Below are 19903 nucleotides of genomic sequence, written 5' to 3' on the forward strand. Positions count from 1 at the left end.
CCTGATCTAAGTCATTACTTTTTCGCTTCAGTAAATTAATATTTTTCTGACCGTTTCGTCAAATTCCATATATTAACAGCCAAAAAAAAGCCCGCACAGCGGGCTTAAATATTTTAAGTTGTCAGCGGCCTAATGTTATTCAGGCACATAAATGTAAAATAATATTACTCAGTTAGCTCTTCGTCTGTGAACTCTAAAATATCCCCTGGCTGGCATTCAAGATATTTACAAATTGCATCCAGTGTTGTGATTCGGATCGCTTTCGCTTTCTCTCTTTTCAAGATTGATAGGTTTTGCTCAGAAATACCAATCAACTTTGCGAGCTCATTGGACTTCATTTTTCGCTTAACAAGCATAAGGTCTAAATTAATTCTAATCGTCATAATTAGCTCACGTTATATTGTCATCTGGTTTTCTTCAGCCAACACACGACCTTCATTCATTACCCAGGCAATCACGTAGATAAACACAGAAACCAATATTACGGTTATTTCTTCAGAGCCAAAAGTGACCGTCAACATACGCTCCCCTACTGGGTTACCTAATGAAAACAATACGCTCTTAACCGTTTCATATATAACGGTTAGAAGAACCCAGATTGCTAAATACTTGGCTATTTTTTTAAATAAGACCACGTGCTCAAATGAAAAAATTATGCCTTCTTTATAGGATGAGAATATTTTTCTTAAATAAAACAACACACACATAAGAATAATCATAGGAAATAAGCTTGAGAAGAAACCCGCCATTTGTAATTGAAGTGGCAATTCATAAGAGCCAACCGCAGCCGGGTTTGAGGTATCAAGCACGAAAGAGCGGGTATCGTGACCGACCAAAAACCAATAAAAGATATAATACACAGGTGTCATCACAAAACTTGCCGATAATGCCCTGTGTATCCATAAGCTAAATCTTTTAACGCTGGATCTATTATTCATATGCCTTTCGCCTTAGTCATGCTTGAGAGTAGGTGAAGATTGGCACATTAGACATTAAAAAACAATCAATTATTATCGAATTAAGATAAAAATTGATTGTTATTTACAGTTTTATGCCCTAAAACCATATAAAATGCGTTATCGCACACTTAACATCAGGCAAAAAAAAGCCCGCTTAGCGGGCTTTAATCAAGTCGATTTTGTTTCTATCTTTCTCTTTAAGCGGTATGCATGGTTAAGCGCTTTATGATAGACGCATAACACAAAGAACTTACTTACCCTGGAAGTGTGCTTTACGGCGTTCTAAAAATGAACGAACACCTTCGCTGGCATCTTCGCTTTGCATCACCTTCGGCATGTCATCAAACACCGAATGTAACGCAATGTTTTGGTCTTGCGTGCGTGCTAGCTTTGATGAACGCAGCGCTGCTTGTACACCAAGAGGCGCTGCATCGGCTATTTTTGTCGCTAATTCGCGAGCGCGAATATGCAACTGATCTCGATCAACAATCTCTTGTAGCATTCCCCATTGCAAAGCTTGCTCTGCAAAAAACTCATCACCTGTTAATAAATAACGCTGAGCATTGGCCCAGCCAATTTCTTCAGGTAAGCGAATCGTACCGCCGCCGCAGGGATAAATACCACGCTGCACTTCAAGTTGAGCAAAGCGCGCATCTTTTGTCGCAATGCGGATATCCGTATTCAGTAATAGCTCTAAACCCGATGTATAACACAACCCTTGTGCCGCCAAAACAACCGGCTTGGTTAATTGTTCACCTTGAATACCATAAGGGTCTATGTGCTCTGGCGGTAACTTAGGCGCCTCCCCTTTTGCAAAAATAGGCACCCATTTATCAAGCTCTAACCCCGATGTAAAATGATCGCCGTTGGCTTGAATGATACCCACACGCAAATCATCATCCGTTTGTAATTGGTACAATGCTTTGGCCAGAATATGATAACTCTCTGGGTCTAGTGCATTGTATTTTTCTGGTCGGTTAAACGTAATGGTTAATATATGATCACGACTTTCAACAATTATTTTGTCACTCATAACAACCTCTCCTTTAAAACCAATTTTCTTGCATATCTAAACATGTTGAATCAAAACCACTTAACAATGCTGCCAAATGTTCTATCTCTGGCAATTCCCATTTAATAAAATACTGTGCGGCTTGAAGCTTACCGGCTAGAAAAGCGTGATCGGACTCATCGTTCGAATCGGTATACGCCTCGATCGCTTTATCTGCCATTTCTAACCATAACCACGAAATAACTATTTTCCCCATCATATCTAAATACAATGCAGAGTTTGCCAATCCTTTTTTTACATCGCCGCTTTGTAAGACTTTACCCAATGTCATCGTGGTTTGCACAAATGTATTCAAGTGCTGTTGAAAAATGAGCACTAGCGCTTTTAATTGCGGCTTATTACCGGCACCTTTTAATGTGGTTTGCACTTTAGCCATTAATAATTGCTGCCCTTTGCCATTGGCCTGCCACAATTTACGCCCAAGCAAATCAAGCGACTGAATACCATATGTACCTTCGTGTATAGGATTCAAACGGTTGTCGCGATAACACTGCTCAACCGGATATTCACGGGTGTAACCTGCACCCGCTAATACTTGAATTGCTAAATCGTTTGCTTTTAATCCATAAGAAGAAGGGAACGATTTCACTACAGGCGTTAATAAATCCAGTAACAAGCCACTGTCTTCATTGCCCATCGCCTCTTGCTCATCAACTAACCTTGCGGCTAATAAACACAAAGCGAGTGACCCTTCAACGTAACTTTTTTGCGCAAGCAACATGCGTTTAACGTCGGCATGTTCAATAATATTAAGCGGTTTGCTTTGCGAATTTTTTTCATCTGGCGCACGGCCTTGCGGGCGATTTTTTGCGTAGTCTAATGATTCAAGATACCCGCGGTAACCAATCATGGCGGCACCTGTACCCACGCCAATTCGCGCTTCGTTCATCATTTTGAACATGTACATCAGGCCTTTATTGGCTTCACCAATTAAATAGCCATGACAATTATCTTTTTCGCCAAAATTCAAAACAGTTGATGTGGTACCGCGGTAACCCATTTTATGTAATAGGCCTGCAAGATTAACGTCATTACGTTGGGCTAATGTGCCATCCGCTTCGGTTAAAAATTTCGGTACTAAAAATAACGAAATGCCTTTTACGCCTTTTGGCGCCCCATCAATACGTGCTAACACTAAATGCACAATATTCTCGGTGATATCTTGATCACCACCTGAGATATACATTTTTTGGCCTTTAATGCGGTAGCTGCCGTCAGCCTGCGCAAGTGCTTTCGTATTTAAGTCGCCCAACGACGAACCCACATCCGGCTCGGTTAATGCCATGGTGCCAGCGAAGCGTCCGCTAAACATATGCGGCAGGTACGTTTGCTTTTGTGTTTGATCGCCAAATGCATGAATTAAATTAGCCGCCGCACTGGTTAAAAATGGATAGCCTGCCGTCGATGGATTCGCCGACATAAAATAGGCATTACATGCCGCATGAATTAACGCGGGTAACTGCATGCCGCCGTCTTCATATTGATGGCGGGCGGACAACAAACCGGATTGTGCAAAGTGCTGCCATGCCGTTTTAACTTCTGGAATGGTGGTCACTTTTTCACCGTCAAACTGAGGTTCTTGGCTATCGGCTTTTGCGTTGTGGGGCAAAAAGTGCTCTTCCGCAATACGTGCTGAGGTTTTTAACACTTCATCAAACGTGGTTTTATCATGGTCTTGAAAGCGATCGGCTTGCGTTAACCCCTGCGCGTCAAATACGTTATACAGCAGAAAATCCATGTCTTTAGGGTTCATTAAATTGGCCACGGTGGCTCCTTAGCGGGCTTTGTATCATTAAGCTTCAGTATCAGCCTTGTAACTTAGCGCGGTAATTGTCAATATAGCCACAAATAAAGCTATTTATGCCAAACATGAAAAATATCTACATACTCGGTTTTGATCAGGCCTTAGCATCCGCCATCACAGGTGTATTAGATCTTTTTGCGTTAGCGGGCGTCACTTGGAACCGCATTCAAGGTAGCGAGCCCACCCCAATATTCGATGTCAAAATAGCCAGTGCAAATGGCGAACCGATACGCTGCATAAACGGCATCAACCTAGGTGCTCATGTTAGCTTTGCAGAAATACAAAACGCAGATGCTCTTATCATCCCCACTATTGGTGGCCCCATTGAACAGGTATTGGCGAGTAATCCTGACTTAATCAATGCAATTCAAGCCGCCGATCGCCAGCGCTGCATTATTGCAGGCAACTGCACGGGAAATTTTTTACTGGCCCAAGCGGGTATTTTAAATGGGCGGCAAGCCACGACCCACTGGGGATTCAAAGATCAATTCAAACAGCACTACCCTAACGTCAACCTAACCGCTGAATTCATGCTGACCCGCGATGAGCATATTTATTGCGCAGGGGGTGGTCTTGCTTGGTTTGATTTAGGCCTACATATGATCGAACGCTTTGTGGGGTTTGAAACCGCCATTCAAACCGCAAAAGCATTTGTTATTGATTACCGCAGAGACAGCCAGCTTTCCTACTCACTGATGGGCCTAGCAAAGCCCCATAAAGACACCCTGATTAAAGAGGTTCAGCAATGGCTGACACAAAACTACGCAACCAGTATTGCGATTGACGACTTAGCTCAACGTTTCAGCGTATCAAAGCGCACTTTAATAAGACGGTTTAACCAAGCGCTTGATATGCCACCGAATGTGTATATTCAAGGCTTAAGAGTTGAAGGGGCACAAAAGCTATTAGAAGAAAGTGACATGCACATTGATACCATAATGAACACCGTAGGGTATGAAGACGCTAGCTCTTTTAGGCGGCTATTTAAAAGTAAAACAGGCGTGACCCCCAGTGATTATCGCAGTCGCTTTCGTCGTCGATAGTACTTAAAAACCCATCAACTAGCGTAAAATAAATTTTTTTAGGCGCGATTAAGCACTTTTTAAAGGTTAGGCTAGACTTTTAATATAACGAAATTTTGAGTGCTCACGCCATGCTTTCACGGTTCAAGATATCAACACGGCTTATCGCTACGTCTTTTTTCCCTATTATCGTTCTTATTTTAGTGGTTACCAGTGCTGTTAGTATCTTTGGTAACATTCAAAATGGCGTAGACAGCCTATACAAAGACCGAGTTGTTCCGCTGCGTGATTTAAAAATCATTGCTGATGATTACGCCGTATTGATTATTGATACCATTAATAAAACCAACACAGGTCGTATGACGGTTGAGCAAGCCCAAAAAAATCTAATATCCGCACAAGATAGAATCGCCAAAACGTGGAAAGAGTATCTGGCAACGACACTTACAACAGAAGAAGCAAGATTAGCGCGTGAAGCTGAACCCCTTTTTACGGAAGCCAATAACGCTATTCATAAAGTAGAGGATTTTCTTAAAGGTAAGACCGGGAAAATTCAGTACAAGCTTAACCATATTAATGGGACCCTTTATGATCAAATTGACCCCATTAGCGACAAAATAACCGAACTTATTAACTTACAACTTGAAGTTGCAAAGCAAGTCAGCATTGATGTTCATGATCAAACTGACGCCTTAACAGCGGCATATATTTTAGGTACGTTACTGGCGACGACATTATTAATCATCGCGAGTGTTCTTGTCACTAGGTCTATCACCACGCCGCTCAATCAAATGAGCCTAACCATGAACAGTATTGAAAAAGATTCAGATGTCACACAAAAGATATCGATAAAAGGTGAAGATGAATTAGCTCAAACCACCGCTGTATTTAATACAATGATGTCACGCATCAATATGCTAATGGGCGAAGTCAATGGCAGCAGCAAACAACTGTCAGATGCATCAAAAGGCTTGGCAAACATATCAGACTTAGCCAACAAAAATACATTAAAGCAGCAAAATGAAACAGACCAGGTGGCAACCGCCATGAACGAGATGACCGCCTCTATTCAAGAGATTGCTCAGTCAACCAACGATGCCCAAGAAGCCGCCAAGCAAGCTACAACACGCAGTAAAGATGGCCGAAGCATTGGCCAGCGCAGTTCATCACTGTTAAATAGCTTTATGGAAGAAATCGAGAATACGGCTGATATCCTCACTAACCTTGAAGGCGAAAGCCAAAACATCGGCTCAGTGGTTGATGTGATAAATGGCATTGCAGAACAAACCAATTTACTTGCTTTAAACGCTGCAATTGAAGCCGCCCGTGCAGGCGAACAAGGCAGAGGCTTTGCGGTAGTGGCCGATGAAGTGCGCACACTTGCACAACGTACACAGACATCGACACAAGAAATTCGCGACCTAGTTGAGCGTTTACAAAAAGGCACTCAGAATTCCGTTGTTGCCATGAAAAATGGACAAACCAAAGCGGATGAATGCCGTAAGGTCGTAGAAGAAGGCCAGTCTTCATTGGAGCTTATTGAGCAGTCAGTTCAAAGTATTTTTGATATGAATATCCACATTGCAACCGCACTAGAAGAACAAAGTGCGGTTGCAAATGATATCAATCGCAGTGTAACCAGTATCAGTGACATTGCCGTAGAGTCAGCGGACTCAGCGCAACACGTTTCAAAAGCAAGCAATCAACTGTCTGAACTAGCAAACAGCATGGGCAAGCAAGTTGGTCGATTCATCATTAGCAAATGATACGAATCAGTCACATTAAAAACTAAAACATTAAAGCGCATTTTTTGCGCTTTTTTTTGTAATATACATCATCAATTAGATTCGCTATTACGGTTAACATTATTGAGAAAAATATGATCAATAATGTTAACCGTATGAATGACAACACCCTGCTCACGCCCAAATAGGTGCCAAACTGGCCAGTTCTTGTTGCATGGTAATCTCTAAGCTTTTTGTTCTTGGTAGAATACGCGCAAAGTAAAATTCCGCTATTTGCACTTTAGACTGTAAAAACTGCGTATGAATACCCAACTCAGGATACTCAACATTGTCATTCAATAACTGTTTCGCCTCTATGGCCATGATTAAATGGAAATACGCCAACACCACATAACCTGAGTACATTAAAAAATCGACACTGGCACCACCCACTTCGTCATGGTTTTTCATCGCCTTCATACCGATTTTCATACTGAGCTCACCCCACTGCTTTGCATACGGACTAAGCTGCTGGGCTAAATGAGATAATTCAGGGTTGTCTTTGTGTTTAGCACTCACAACATGAATTAACTTTGTCATGGCTTTTAAACTTTTGCCTTGATTCGCCAATACTTTTCGGCCCAATAAATCCAGCGCTTGAATGCCCGTTGTGCCTTCATACAAGGTACCAATACGACCGTCACGATAGAGTTGCTCGGCCCCGTGTTCGCGCACAAAACCATGACCACCAAATACCTGTATGCCTAAACTTGCGCTTTCTAAACCGGTTTCGGTACAAAAGCCTTTTGCGATGGGCGTTAACAAGTCTAACAAATCTTGAGCGTCTTTATCGTCTTGCCCATGGGTTGTATCTAATAATTGCGCACAAAAATAAGCCAACGCTCGCCCACCATCAGCAAACGCTTTTTGTGTTAATAACATGCGGCGTACATCTGGGTGTTCGATAATATAATCAGCGTCTTGATCCGGTTGTTTTTTACCCGATAAACTGCGCATTTGAGTGCGCTCACGGGCATAGGCCAAACTTTTTTGATAAGCCCGCTCACTTAAACCCACACCTTGTAAACACGTACCCAATCGCATTTCATTCATCATCGTGAACATGGCTTGAATACCGCCATTAATTTCACCCACTAAGCAACCTGTTGATTGCTCAAAATTTAACGAACACGTTGGGCTGGCGTGTATGCCCATTTTATCTTCAATGCCGATACACGTAACGTGATTGTTCACCACCCACTGCGCCTGACTGTCTTCTAATTTTTTAGGCACCAAAAATAAAGACAAACCTTTAATTCCCGCCGGGGATTGCGGCAAGCGTGCCAATACTAAATGAATAATATTTTCGCTCGCGTCATGCTCACCCGATGATATAAATATTTTATTGCCGCTGATTAAATATCCACCGTCATGTTCAACCGCTTTGGTGCGAATCAAACCTAAATCGCTACCGCAATGGGCTTCTGTCATGCACATAGTGCCTGTCCATTTGCCTGCGATCATGTTGGGCAAATAAATATCTTGTAAGGTTTTTGAGCCATGGCTAATCAATGCACGACAGGCTGAGATCGTCAGCGCGGGTTTCATGCTAAATGCATGATTTGATGAGGTCAGCATTTCACCAATACTGGCGGCTAATGTTTCCGTTTGTGCTTGACCGCCCCACTGATCAGGCATGGCCACACCCATCCAACCCGCACTTGCATACGTTTTAAAAGCGGCTTTCATCGCAACCGGTAATTGCACTTGGCCATCAACAAATTGGCAGCCTTGTTCGTCACATTCTCGATTAATCGGCGCAAGCACGTCTTCAGCAAACTTAGCCGCTTGTTGCAGTACAAAGTAGTCATTTTGTAATTGAGAATCGTTTAATGCACTTGGCTGTAAACCCAGCCTTAAAAAGGCCATATCGGCGAGCGGTGCTGTGTATTCCAATGTTGACGATGACATATTTATGGCTCTTTATTATTTTTTTGCATTATTGAGCAAATATACCCCTCCCTCCTTAACAAATGATAAGGACGGGTATTTAAACAACATAGATACTAAGGGTATTATCCAATCACTATCTGGAGTCAAACATGAACACACATTTTCCTAATTTATTTCAGCCCCTTGATCTGGGCTTCACAACATTAAAAAACCGCGTATTAATGGGTTCAATGCACACCGGTCTTGAAGAAGACAAAAATGGGTTAGACCGCATGGCGGCGTTTTTTGCCGAACGCGCCAAAGGCGGTGTTGGCTTAATCGTGACTGGTGGCTTTGGGCCAAATGCCCATGCGGCCACGCACCCACACACCAACCTAATTACAAGTAATGAAGATGCTTTAACCCATAAAGTCATTACCGATGCGGTACACGCAGAAGACGGTAAAATTTGCATGCAAATTTTACACACCGGCCGTTATGCCTTTAACCCAGAATCGGTTGCACCCTCAGCGATTCAAGCGCCGATTAATCCGTTTAAACCAAAAGAGCTTGATGACGACGGCATTGAAAGTGAAATTAACGACATTGTGCAAATGGCTAGGTACGCACAAGTAGGCGGCTATGACGGTGTCGAAATCATGGGCTCTGAAGGCTACTTCATTAACCAGTTTTTATCACAACGCACCAACCAACGTGATGACAAATGGGGCGGTACTTATGAAAACCGCATGCGTGTGGCAGTTGAAGTAGTTCGTCGTACTCGTGAAGCGGTTGGTGAAAAGTTCATCATTATTTATCGCCTATCGATGCTCGATTTAGTCGAAGGCGGCAGCACTTATGATGAAGTATTAAAACTGGGTAAGGCCATCGAAAAAGCAGGCGCAACGATTATAAACACCGGCATCGGCTGGCATGAGGCTCGCGTACCCACCATTGCCACCAAAGTCCCCCGCGCAGCGTTCACTTGGGTGACGGCTAAATTCAAAAAAGAACTCAATATCCCGTTAATCACTTCAAACCGTATTAACACCCCAGAAGTGGCTGAAGCAGTATTAGAGCGCGGCGATGCCGATATGATTTCAATGGCTCGCCCATTTTTAGCCGACGGTTTTTTCATGAGCAAAGCTGCCGAAGGTAAAAGCGATGAGATCAACACCTGCATCGGTTGTAACCAAGCCTGCTTAGATCATGTATTCAGCGGTAAAATGACCAGTTGCTTGGTGAATCCACGTGCTTGTCACGAAACCGAATTAGTCATTAAAGAAAGCACTACAAAGAAAAAATACGCCGTCATTGGTGCAGGCCCAGCGGGTTTATCGTTTGCAACCACCGCCGCGCAATGTGGCCATGAGGTGACCTTGTTTGACAGTGAAAGCGAAACTGGCGGCCAATTTAACACGGCCAAACAAGTACCCGGTAAAGAAGAATTTTATGAAACCATTCGTTACTTTAACAAGCAACTTGAATTAAATAATGTAAACATCAAACTCAACACCCGTGTTGATGCTCAACAATTAAACGAGTCTGATTTTGATGACGTTATTATTGCAACCGGTATCGCCCCTCGCTTACCTGAGATCGAAGGCATCGAACACAGCAAAGTATTAAGTTACCTTGATGTGCTTAAATACAAAAAGCCTGTTGGTAAAAAAGTGGCCGTCATTGGTGCAGGTGGTATTGGTTTTGATGTAAGCGAATACCTTGTGCATCAGGGCACCGCCACCAGCCAAAACATCGAAGCCTTCATGAAAGAATGGGGGGTAGATATGACACTTAACGCACGCGGCGGCATTGAAGGCGTTGAAGCAGACGTTACGCCAGCGGCACGCGAAGTGTATTTGCTGCAACGTAAAGCGTCAAAAGTGGGCGGCAAGCTAGGCAAAACAACCGGTTGGATTCATCGCAGCGGCTTGAAAAATAAAGGCGTGAATATGATTCCGGGTTGTGAGTATTTAAAAATCGACGACGAAGGCCTGCACATTAAAGTTAAAGACAATGCTCAAGATAGTGTACAAGTATTAAACGTCGATAACGTCATTGTATGCGCCGGACAAGACCCACTGCGCGAGTTAACAGAAGGCCTAACCAAGCCATACCATCTAATTGGTGGCGCTGATGTAGCCGCAGAACTCGACGCTAAGCGCGCCATTGACCAAGGTTTGCGTTTAGCACTTTCACTATAAAGCAAAAAGCCCAGCTAATATTAGCTGGGCTTTTTTACGTGTATTAGATTTGATTTATTATTTAACCATACCCACTAACTCAATAAGTTAACTTGATATCTTCTTACGCAATCGCGACAGTGACACTGGGGTAATCCCTAAAAACGACGCAATGTGATATTGCGGTAAACGGGTGGCCAGCTCAGCGTATTCTTTTAAAAACCATTTATAACGCTGCTCACCATTACCTAGCAATAATTTGGCTTCACGCTTCACCGTTTTTAAAAATACCGTTTTCACTATTTTGTTTTCTAAGCGCAACCATTCTATGTCTTGGTTGCCCAATTTAAACAGTTCATCACTATCGGCTAATAACACCACACTGCCCTCTAATGCTTGCACATAGTATTGGCATGGCTCGTTACTCATCATCACACTAATGGGCGCCAGCACTTCTTCGGCTTGATAAAAATGCTGGTTCACTTCGTTACCGGCTTGATCAATGTAATAAATACGCAAAAGGCCCGACACAATAAAGCACATTTGCTTGGTGACATCGCCTGCGCGAATCCAGTGCTCATCTTGCGCAAGTTCACGCAAGTGAAAGCAGTCTGAAAATGCATGCCAATTGGTTAAGCTAGCTTGATAATGCCGATTAAAAACCCTTTCAAGCTGCTCACGAGCCGCGGCTTCATCTAAGGCTGTCATGGTTATTACTCACCAATAAAGCCGCCGGTTTGGTGCGCCCAAAGCTGGCTGTAAATGCCGCCGCTATTCACCAGTTCTTGGTGGGTGCCCTGCTCGACAATTCGGCCTTCATCTAGGATCACTAAACGATCCATTGCAGCAATGGTCGATAACCGGTGGGCAATGGCAATAACGGTTTTATCTTCCATTAATATATTCAAGCTGTGTTGAATCGCGGCTTCTACTTCACTGTCTAAAGCAGAGGTTGCTTCATCTAAAATTAAAATCGGTGCATTTTTTAACAACACACGGGCAATGGCGATACGTTGACGTTGACCACCGCTTAATTTCACACCACGCTCACCCACTTGTGCATCAAAGCCTTTATTACCAAATGGGTCTGTTAGCTGCTGAATAAAACCATATGCTTCGGCTTTTTTAGCTGCGGCGATCACATCTTCATGGGTAGCCGATGGGTGGCCATATAAAATATTGTCGCGCACACTGCGGTGCAGCAATGAGGTGTCTTGCGTTACCATACCAATTTTAGCGCGTAAGGTTTCTTGTTGAACAGTTGAGATATTTTGCCCGTCAACGCAAATTTCACCACCTTGCACATCATAAAAACGCAGCAGCAAGTTAACTAAGGTCGATTTACCTGCACCACTGCGCCCCACTAAACCCACTTTTTCGCCGGGTTTAACATTCAGCTGCAATTGTTCAAACACTTTACGCTGGCTGACGCCTTTCTCATGTTTTTCATCATAGAAAAACGCCACGTTATTAAAATCAATGGCGCCTTTTTTAACATCCAATGCTTCGGCTTTTTTAACATCTTGCACATCTTGTGGTTTTGACAATGTTTGCATGCCATCAACCACGGTACCGATGTTTTCAAACAAGCTACTCACTTCCCACATAATCCATTGCGCCATGCCATTCAAACGTAACGCTAAGCTGATGCCAACCGCAATAGCACCCACGGTAATTTGCCCTTGGCCCCACAAATACAAGCCCAGTGCACCAATACCAAACACTAATAAATAGTTAATGGCGTGCACGCTCACGTTTAAACCAACCGCTAAACGCATTTGGCTGTAAACCGTTTGTAAAAAACCATCCATGCCTTCTCTTGCGTAATCACTTTCACGCTTTGAATGGCTAAATAATTTAACCGTGCTGATATTGGTATAACTATCAACAATACGCCCCGTCATATCACTACGAGCGTTCGCTTGATCGGTAGCAACGTTTTTTAATTTAGGAATAAAGACTAATTGCGCAATAATATATAAAACCAACCAGACCAATACAGGTAAAATTAAACGCCAATCTGCTTGCGCAATCACGGCAAGCATCGAAATAAAGTACACTAATATGTACACCATAACGTTGAGCATTTTCATCACACTTTCACGTACCGCTAACGAGGTTTGCATCACTTTAGTGGCAATACGTCCGGCAAATTCGTCTTGGTAAAAACTCATACTTTGTTTTAAAAGATAACGGTGCGCCATCCAACGGATCGACATGGGAAAGTTACCCATTAACGCTTGATGAATCACCAGCGAGTGCAATGCGACTAATAAGGGCATACCCACCAGCAACATAAACGCTAAAAAATACAGCGTGGTGCTTTCTTCTTGCCATAGGGTTTGTGGGTCTTTGTCGATGAGCCAATCAACCAATTGCCCCATAAAGCCAAATAGATAAACTTCAAACATGGCTAAGACAGCCGTCAGCACTGCCATGGCAATTAAGGGCAACGCCATGCCTTGCGTATAATGTCGGCAAAACGCCCATAATGTATTGGGGGGTTGCTGCGGATCTTCCGGAGGAAAGGGATTAATAAGCTTTTCGAAAAATGAAAACATAATGGCAACTTACAAATGTATAAAGGCCAGTATTGTACGCTAACTATCATGGAAAATCGTGTTTAGTTAACTGAGTTTGATGCAAGTGTCTGTTGCAACATATGGCCAATCGCTCAAGCCAAGTATGAGCTTGAGCGATTAAATTTAGACCTAAACAGACACACGCACGTTACGCTTTAATGTCTGAATACTGCTCACGTAATTGCTTAGCCGCGCTCACCATAAGCGTGAGCGCTTCGCGGGTTTCTGGCCATGCACGGGTTTTTAAGCCGCAATCTGGGTTCACCCATAACTGCTCAGCCGGAATCGCTTGCGCGGCTTTTTGTAAAAGCTGCTCCATCCATTGCTGGGTCGGCACAATGGGGCTGTGAATGTCATACACACCAGGGCCAATGTCATTGGGGTAATTGAAGTCTTCAAACGCTTGCAGCAACTCCATGTTAGAGCGGCTGGTTTCAATGGTAATCACATCAGCATCGAGTTCCGCAATGGCCTGAATGATGTCGTTAAATTCGGCATAACACATGTGCGTATGAATTTGAGTACTGTCTTGTACCTTTGCTACCGACAAACGGAATGCGTCCACTGCCCAGCGCAAATACGCCTGCCAGTCACGTTGACGCAGCGGTAAACCTTCACGCAGGGCTGGCTCATCCACTTGAATCATATTAATGCCGGCTTTTTCTAAATCCAATACCTCTTCAGATAACGCCAATGCCAATTGAAATGCTTGCTCTTTAAGTGAAATATCTTCACGGGTAAACGACCAACACAACATGGTGATGGGCCCTGTGAGCATGCCTTTCATGGGTTTGGTTGTCAGAGACTGCGCGTACTGGCTCCAACGCACGGTCATGGGCTCTGGGCGATACACATCTGCTGCGATAATCGGCGGCTTAACACAGCGCGAACCATAACTTTGCACCCAGCCAAAATCGGTAAACACATAGCCTTCAAGTTGCTGACCAAAGTATTCCACCATGTCGTTACGCTCGGCTTCACCGTGTACCAATACATCTAAACCAATGCTCTCTTGCTCTGTCACCGCCCGCCGAATCTCTTCAGACATGACCGACTCATAATTCGCCTGCGAGAGACTGCCTTGCTTAAAGCCTAAACGGGCTTGGCGAATCTCTTTGGTTTGAGGGAAAGACCCAATGGTCGTGGTCGAAAACAATGGTAAGTTAAAGTGTTTTTTCTGCTCCACTTTACGCGCAAGAAATTCGCTATGACGCTTAAATGACTGCGGCGTTAATTCAGCAATGTGTTGTTTTAACTCCGTGCCAATCACGTCTAGTGTTGTATTAACACGCTCGGTTTGTGTTTCATTAATACGGTGTTTGTTATTTCTCAGTTGTGCCGCTAACTGCTCTGTCAACCGAGAAACTTCACTGCATTTTTGCTTAGCAAACGCGAACTGCGCTTTTATGGGGGCTACTAAATTGGTTTCTTGGTCTAAGTCTTCTGGCACATGTAATAACGAGCAACTGCTTGCAAGCCACAAGCGATCACCTAATACCGAATAAAAATCTTTAATAACCGGCAAAATCGATTCAACATTGGCTTTCCATATATTGCGGCCATTAATTAAACCTAACGATAAAACTTTATACGGTGGCAAACGATCAAGTACCTTTGGCAAATCTTGCTTGCCCTTTATGCCATCAATATGCAAACCCGCCACAGGCAGTTGGCAAGCCAAGGTTAAGTTATCATCTAATTCAGAAAAATAAGTGGCAACCAACAACTTAAGTGATGTGCTTTTTAATTGGTTGTAGGCAATCTCGAACCCTTGCTTCCAGTTTTGTGGCAAATCTAAACCTAAAATGGGTTCATCTAACTGCAACCACTCAATGCCCAGCTCGCTTAATTTATGTAATAGTTCAGCGTATGCATTCAATAATTGCGGCAGCAGTTCAATGGCATCAAAGTCTTGCTGGGGTTTACCCAACCAAAGGTACGTGAGCGGGCCAATTAATACAGCTTTCACATTAGGGCTTAACGCTTGTGCTTGTTTGATTTCGTCTAACCAAACATCTGCGTTTAAGTTAAATGCTTGTTGTTCAGTAAACTCTGGGACTAAATAGTGATAATTGGTATCAAACCATTTGGTCATTTCGCACGCGGCGCAATCATCCCCTTGAGTACTGCGGCCACGGGCCATACGAAAGTAAGTATCCCACTGCCAGCCGGACTCGTTCGCAGCAAAACGCTCAGGCACAACACCAAACAAGTATGAATGATTCAGCACATGGTCATACAGGGCAAAATCCCCCGCTGTGATGAAATCTAAGCCGGCATCCAGCTGAATTTGCCAATGGGATTGACGAATATCAGCTGCTTCATTTAAAAGCTGTTCTTGCGTGAGCTGGCCTTTCCAATAATCCTCAAGCGCCCATTTTAGCTGGCGCTGAGCACCCATGCGCGGATAACCCAGCACATGAGATGTAAGATTAGGTCCTGACTCTTTATTAGTTAAATTCACGTTAATTATCCTTTGGGTGAAATCTACTAATACACAATGCACACAAATTCAAATTGAATCAAACTCATTATTTTCAAATAAATGTTGAATATTTTTAATAATGATACTTTAATTAGCACCTCATATAATTAGCTGAAGGTCTAACGTGAATATTGAGCTTCGACACTTACGCACCCTAATGGCACTTGATCAAACTGGCAGTTTGGTTGAGGCAGCTGCGCCAAATACACCTGACCCAGTCTGCCCTGTCCCATCAGCTTAAAGAGCTTGAAGGGCGCTTGGATCAGCCGCTGTTTTATCGTAAAACCAAGCCTGTGCGCTTTACCCCTGCTGGCCAACGTTTATTAGAATTAGCGCAGTCTGTGTTGCCACAAATTGAAGCCAGCGAACGGGATCTTTCACGTATTCGTCAAGGGCGCAAAGGTCGTCTAAATATCACCATCGAATGCCACAGCTGTTATGACTGGTTGATGCCAACATTGAATGAGTTCCGTGGCCATTGGCCAGAAGTAGAGTTAGACATGCTTGGTGGTTTTCATTTTGACTCCATCGCCAAGCTTAAAAATGGCGAGCTGGACTTAGTGGTGACATCCGACCCTAAAAACGATGAAAACGTACAATACCTACCCTTGTTTAAATACCAAGCTATGCTTGTATTAGCACCGGATCATGCCTTAACTCAAAAGCCCGTAATTGAGCCGCATGACCTAAGCAAAGAAACACCTCATTACCTACCCTGTTGATTGCTCAAGCTTGGATATTTTTCAATGCTTCTTAACACCAGCGGGAATTGAGCCAGGTAGTGTTCGCCAAGTAGAGCTCACCATGATGATGGTGCAACTCGTGGCAAGCGGTCGGGGGATTAGCTGTCTGCCTAATTGGGCGATTCATGATTACGTGAAACAAGGTTTTGTTGTCGACAAACCACTTGGGCGTCACGGCGTGTGGCGCACACTGTATGCGGCAGTACGTGCGGAGCAATCAGAGAATGCATTCATACAAGACTTTAAAAACATCGCACAACGTGTGTGCCATCAACACTTGGAAGGCATCAAACACGCGTAGTGAAATAAGACAGAAAACGCCTACTTTAATTAAAACGTGCATGGCTTACAAAAACTTACAATTTCTATTTAACTTATATATTAAGAGTGCGTACTATCGCGCCTGATTTTACATCAATACGATAAACAGCCTGAATTTAACAAAAGAGCGCTAACGATTAATATGTTGACCAGAATATTTCTTTTAACCATAGCACTGTCATTTCAGACACACGCTAATGAGCAATGCAACAACGTCAAACTCGGCATTGTCGACTGGAGCGATGTTCGCGTTACAACAGCCGTAGCAGAGGTACTGCTGAAAGAGTTAGATTACAAGGTGGATATCAGCACGCATTCAGTAGATGAGATCTACACTAAATTATCTAAGGGCAACCTCGATGCCTTTTTGGGTAACTGGATGCCCACAATGGCGCCTATCATTGAACCTTTTGTTGCTAACAAAACAGTCGAAACAATTGGTATGAATTTAAGCGATGCCAAATATACCCTCGCGGTGCCCGCCTACGTGTATGACGCTGGGGTGAAATCATTTTCTGACTTAGTGAAATTCAAAAAAGAGTTTGCCAACAGAATTTACGGCCTAGAAAAAGGCAATGATGGCAACTTAATCATTCAACAAATGATTGATAAAAACGAATCAGGCCTAGGCGCATTCAACCTGCTTGCTACCTCTGAGCGCATCATGCTGGCCCAGCTAAAAAAACGCGTACGTGAAAACCAATGGATTGTGTTTTTAGCCTGGACACCCCACCCAATGAATAACAAATTTGATATCCGCTATTTAGACGGCGGCGACAAATACTTTGGCCCAAACTATGGTGGCTCAACGGTTCACACCAATGTACGCGCAGGCTTCACACAAGACTGCCCTAACATCAACAAGCTGCTGAAAAATCTTGTCTTTGACGTTGAGATGGAAGCCACCATGATGGACAAAGTACTCAACGAATTTGCACCCGCTGACCGTGCCGCTCGCTACTGGATGCATAAAAATCCTAAGCAAGTGACAAAATGGCTCAATGGCGTTAATACTCGCGAAGGCAAACCGGCAAACGTTGAAAAAATCATCAGCAACCTCGAACTCACCTTCGGCAAGTAACCGTCTTAATGGGTATGCATAACAATCTGTGCATACCCTTCTTGTTACCAAGCAACGCTATTATCATTCAATCGAGGTTGCTTAGTTCGTAAGCAGTCTCACGTTTGATTATTACCCCCTGCACACACCTTATGCTTACGAAACGCTCCGTTTAAAACCCAAACAGCACCGTTTTATTAAATATCATTATTAATCCTGAGCGACAGTTCACATGTTGCCTAATAGCGCCCTTTTAGCTGTGGGCCAAATCACACCAATTTATTCAGTGAGCTATTAAACTGGCGCAAATTCATTCGGTGTAATCATTTATATGAAACAGTCCAATTATCTTTGCTGCCTTACGGCCCTTAGTTTTATGTTACTCCTTAGTGCTTGTGGCAGTGGCAGTAGCTCTACAGATACAACCCCAGAAATAGATAACAACACCGACCATTCAACCGCCGATTGTGACATCACTCAAGATGAGCAAGAAATGTTGAATCAAGTAAACCAAGCACGAGCCAGCAGCCGCACATGCGGTAGTGATGCCATGCCAGCAGTTGCGCAACTCACCTGGAGCTGCCAGTTACGAAATGCCGCTAGAAATCACTCTACCGATATGGCCAATAATAATTTTTTCGACCACACAGGCTCAGACGGCTTAAGCGTCGGCAATCGTGTAACCGCTAGCGGTTATACGTGGCGCAGCGTCGGTGAGAACATTGCCGCAGGGCAAACAAGCATTACTCAAGTTATGACAGGTTGGCTAAACAGTGCGGGGCATTGCCGAAACATAATGTCCGCAAGCTCAACTGAATTTGGCTCGGCTTTAATCAGCAGCTCTCAATCTGATTACACCCGCTATTGGACTCAGGTTTTTGCCCGCCCCCGTTAATGGTTTTTGCCAACGTGTTTAAAAACAATTATTTAGTATGGCTAAACTAAATAAGCCGTGATGAATCAATTTAATCACGGCTTTTATGAGATACTTAGCATCACACAAACGTTAAAAATTCATTTGAATTGATATAAATAGACAGGCGACTGATATACGTCATCTAATAAAATGGTATTAACGGGTTTGTGCGATGGCAATGCAAAATTATTACTAATCAAGTACTCAAGCGCCCCGCACTCCGCGCTTAACTTACCCTCGACTCTATTCATTCCCGCAGGAAACAAATAACACATCATCACCGAAGCATTGTTCAGCTCTGCATGTAAAAAGTTTTTTCGGTGTACTTGCACATTACGTAACCCTAGCCCTTTAATGAGCACAAAACTCACTAGCCACGGTAAAATCGATAACTCATAGCCGACGATTTTGCGTTGTGGGTATTGTTTACCAAGGGCAATCAGTAAATTGCCCCAACCGCTGCCCAATTCAACAATGGGGCCGTCGCCCGCTTGATCAACCGCTTCATCACACAATTGCATCATAACGAGCCGTGCCTTGCGCGAACTGGGCATAGGGGAAATACCCAAGCGCAGCGTGCTCCAAACAATCGACAACAATACAAAAATGGTGATGGCTACTAATGCCATTTCAAAAATAGACAAAGGCTCTCCGTTTATATAATAAGCAACATGACTCAGGCTTTTTTCACAAACTTAGCGGTGACCATCATGTCACCCGTACCGTCCACTTTACAATCAAGTTGGTGATCTTTGCCCTCTACAGTGCGCTTTATCACCGCTTTGGTGCCGATTTTAAGCACTTGCGAACTGCCTTTCACTTTGAGGTCTTTTATAAACGTAACCTTATCACCCTCTTTTAACAACGTGCCGTTGGCATCTTTCATTTCAATAACATTCGCATCGGGCTCGTCTGGATTCCATTCATGGGCACATTCTGGGCAAATCAAATGGTTTTGATCTTGATAGACAAATTCCGATTGGCATTTAGGGCAAGCTGGTAGTGACATAGGTTTAACGTTTCAAATGAGTATTAAGTGCATGGTAATGAATCGATGGGAGATTGGCGAGTTTGATTTTGGTGTTAGCCTGTCACCTTTA

At 43.5% G+C, this 19903-nt stretch carries 15 protein-coding genes and 2 pseudogenes; 7 read left to right on the plus strand and 10 right to left on the minus strand.

Features of this window, described 5'->3' with window-relative positions; genetic code table 11:
* Positions 1-164 precede the first annotated feature (164 nt).
* The 4 genes from ACU6U9_RS18125 to ACU6U9_RS18140 form a co-directional block, all read right to left on the minus strand.
* Entirely contained in the window at positions 165-383 is a 219-nt protein-coding gene (locus tag ACU6U9_RS18125) for a helix-turn-helix domain-containing protein (protein ID WP_446736403.1), read from the minus strand.
* 12 nt (positions 384-395) lie between these two features.
* Positions 396-938 (minus strand): DUF2975 domain-containing protein, encoded by a 543-nt coding sequence (locus ACU6U9_RS18130; RefSeq protein WP_446736404.1) that lies wholly within the window; start codon positions 936-938, stop codon positions 396-398.
* 271 nt (positions 939-1209) lie between these two features.
* The gene (locus tag ACU6U9_RS18135) at positions 1210-1992 is read right to left on the minus strand and encodes a crotonase/enoyl-CoA hydratase family protein (protein ID WP_446736405.1); all 783 of its coding nucleotides are present in this window, start codon (positions 1990-1992) and stop codon (positions 1210-1212) included.
* Positions 1993-2005: 13 nt separating this feature from the next.
* Positions 2006-3784 (minus strand): acyl-CoA dehydrogenase, encoded by a 1779-nt coding sequence (locus ACU6U9_RS18140; RefSeq protein WP_446737195.1) that lies wholly within the window; start codon positions 3782-3784, stop codon positions 2006-2008.
* A gap of 107 nt (positions 3785-3891) precedes the next feature.
* On the opposite strand from ACU6U9_RS18140, the gene ACU6U9_RS18145 reads away from it, so the two are divergent.
* From ACU6U9_RS18145 to ACU6U9_RS18155, 3 genes and pseudogenes are all read left to right on the plus strand, one after another.
* Positions 3892-4878: a GlxA family transcriptional regulator gene (locus ACU6U9_RS18145; RefSeq protein WP_446736406.1), complete on the plus strand. Its 987-nt coding sequence runs from the start codon at positions 3892-3894 to the stop codon at positions 4876-4878.
* Between the two features lie 110 nt (positions 4879-4988).
* Positions 4989-5759: pseudogene (locus ACU6U9_RS18150) on the plus strand (MCP four helix bundle domain-containing protein); the annotation flags it as partial.
* Positions 5760-5777: 18 nt separating this feature from the next.
* Positions 5778-6623, plus strand: coding sequence for a methyl-accepting chemotaxis protein (locus tag ACU6U9_RS18155; protein ID WP_446737196.1), 846 nt, complete (start codon positions 5778-5780; stop codon positions 6621-6623).
* A gap of 153 nt (positions 6624-6776) precedes the next feature.
* Here ACU6U9_RS18155 and ACU6U9_RS18160 read toward each other — a convergent pair whose 3' ends face one another.
* Entirely contained in the window at positions 6777-8552 is a 1776-nt protein-coding gene (locus tag ACU6U9_RS18160) for an acyl-CoA dehydrogenase C-terminal domain-containing protein (RefSeq protein ID WP_446736407.1), read from the minus strand.
* Positions 8553-8683: 131 nt separating this feature from the next.
* Here ACU6U9_RS18160 and ACU6U9_RS18165 point away from each other — a divergent pair, with 131 nt between their 5' ends.
* On the plus strand, positions 8684-10717 hold the full coding sequence (locus ACU6U9_RS18165) for an oxidoreductase (protein ID WP_446736408.1): 2034 nt from the start codon (positions 8684-8686) through the stop codon (positions 10715-10717).
* 87 nt (positions 10718-10804) lie between these two features.
* Here ACU6U9_RS18165 and ACU6U9_RS18170 read toward each other — a convergent pair whose 3' ends face one another.
* The 3 genes from ACU6U9_RS18170 to metE all read right to left on the minus strand — a co-directional run bounded on the left by ACU6U9_RS18170 (position 10805) and on the right by metE (position 15742).
* Positions 10805-11404 (minus strand): Crp/Fnr family transcriptional regulator, encoded by a 600-nt coding sequence (locus ACU6U9_RS18170; protein WP_446736409.1) that lies wholly within the window; start codon positions 11402-11404, stop codon positions 10805-10807.
* A 5-nt stretch (positions 11405-11409) separates the two neighbouring features.
* Positions 11410-13257 (minus strand): ABC transporter ATP-binding protein, encoded by a 1848-nt coding sequence (locus tag ACU6U9_RS18175; RefSeq protein ID WP_446736410.1) that lies wholly within the window; start codon positions 13255-13257, stop codon positions 11410-11412.
* A gap of 169 nt (positions 13258-13426) precedes the next feature.
* Positions 13427-15742 carry a 5-methyltetrahydropteroyltriglutamate--homocysteine S-methyltransferase gene (gene metE, locus ACU6U9_RS18180; protein ID WP_446736411.1) on the minus strand — a complete coding sequence of 772 codons (2316 nt, stop codon included), beginning with the start codon at positions 15740-15742 and terminating at the stop codon, positions 13427-13429.
* A gap of 178 nt (positions 15743-15920) precedes the next feature.
* On the opposite strand from metE, the pseudogene ACU6U9_RS18185 reads away from it, so the two are divergent.
* The 3 genes and pseudogenes from ACU6U9_RS18185 to ACU6U9_RS18195 all read left to right on the plus strand — a co-directional run bounded on the left by ACU6U9_RS18185 (position 15921) and on the right by ACU6U9_RS18195 (position 18782).
* Positions 15921-16807: pseudogene (locus ACU6U9_RS18185) on the plus strand (LysR family transcriptional regulator).
* 162 nt (positions 16808-16969) lie between these two features.
* Entirely contained in the window at positions 16970-17908 is a 939-nt protein-coding gene (gene choX / locus ACU6U9_RS18190) for a choline ABC transporter substrate-binding protein (protein WP_446736412.1), read from the plus strand.
* Positions 17909-18263: 355 nt separating this feature from the next.
* On the plus strand, positions 18264-18782 hold the full coding sequence (locus tag ACU6U9_RS18195; RefSeq protein ID WP_446736413.1) for a CAP domain-containing protein: 519 nt from the start codon (positions 18264-18266) through the stop codon (positions 18780-18782).
* A gap of 119 nt (positions 18783-18901) precedes the next feature.
* On the opposite strand, the gene ACU6U9_RS18200 is transcribed toward ACU6U9_RS18195, so the two are convergent.
* Positions 18902-19447, minus strand: coding sequence for a hypothetical protein (locus ACU6U9_RS18200; RefSeq protein WP_446736414.1), 546 nt, complete (start codon positions 19445-19447; stop codon positions 18902-18904).
* 32 nt (positions 19448-19479) lie between these two features.
* A complete protein-coding gene (locus tag ACU6U9_RS18205) occupies positions 19480-19812 on the minus strand; it encodes a zinc ribbon domain-containing protein YjdM (RefSeq protein WP_446736415.1) in 333 nt (110 codons plus the stop codon).
* Between the last annotated feature and the right edge of the window lie 91 nt (positions 19813-19903).

Source organism: Pseudomonas sp. HK3 (assembly GCF_052920985.1).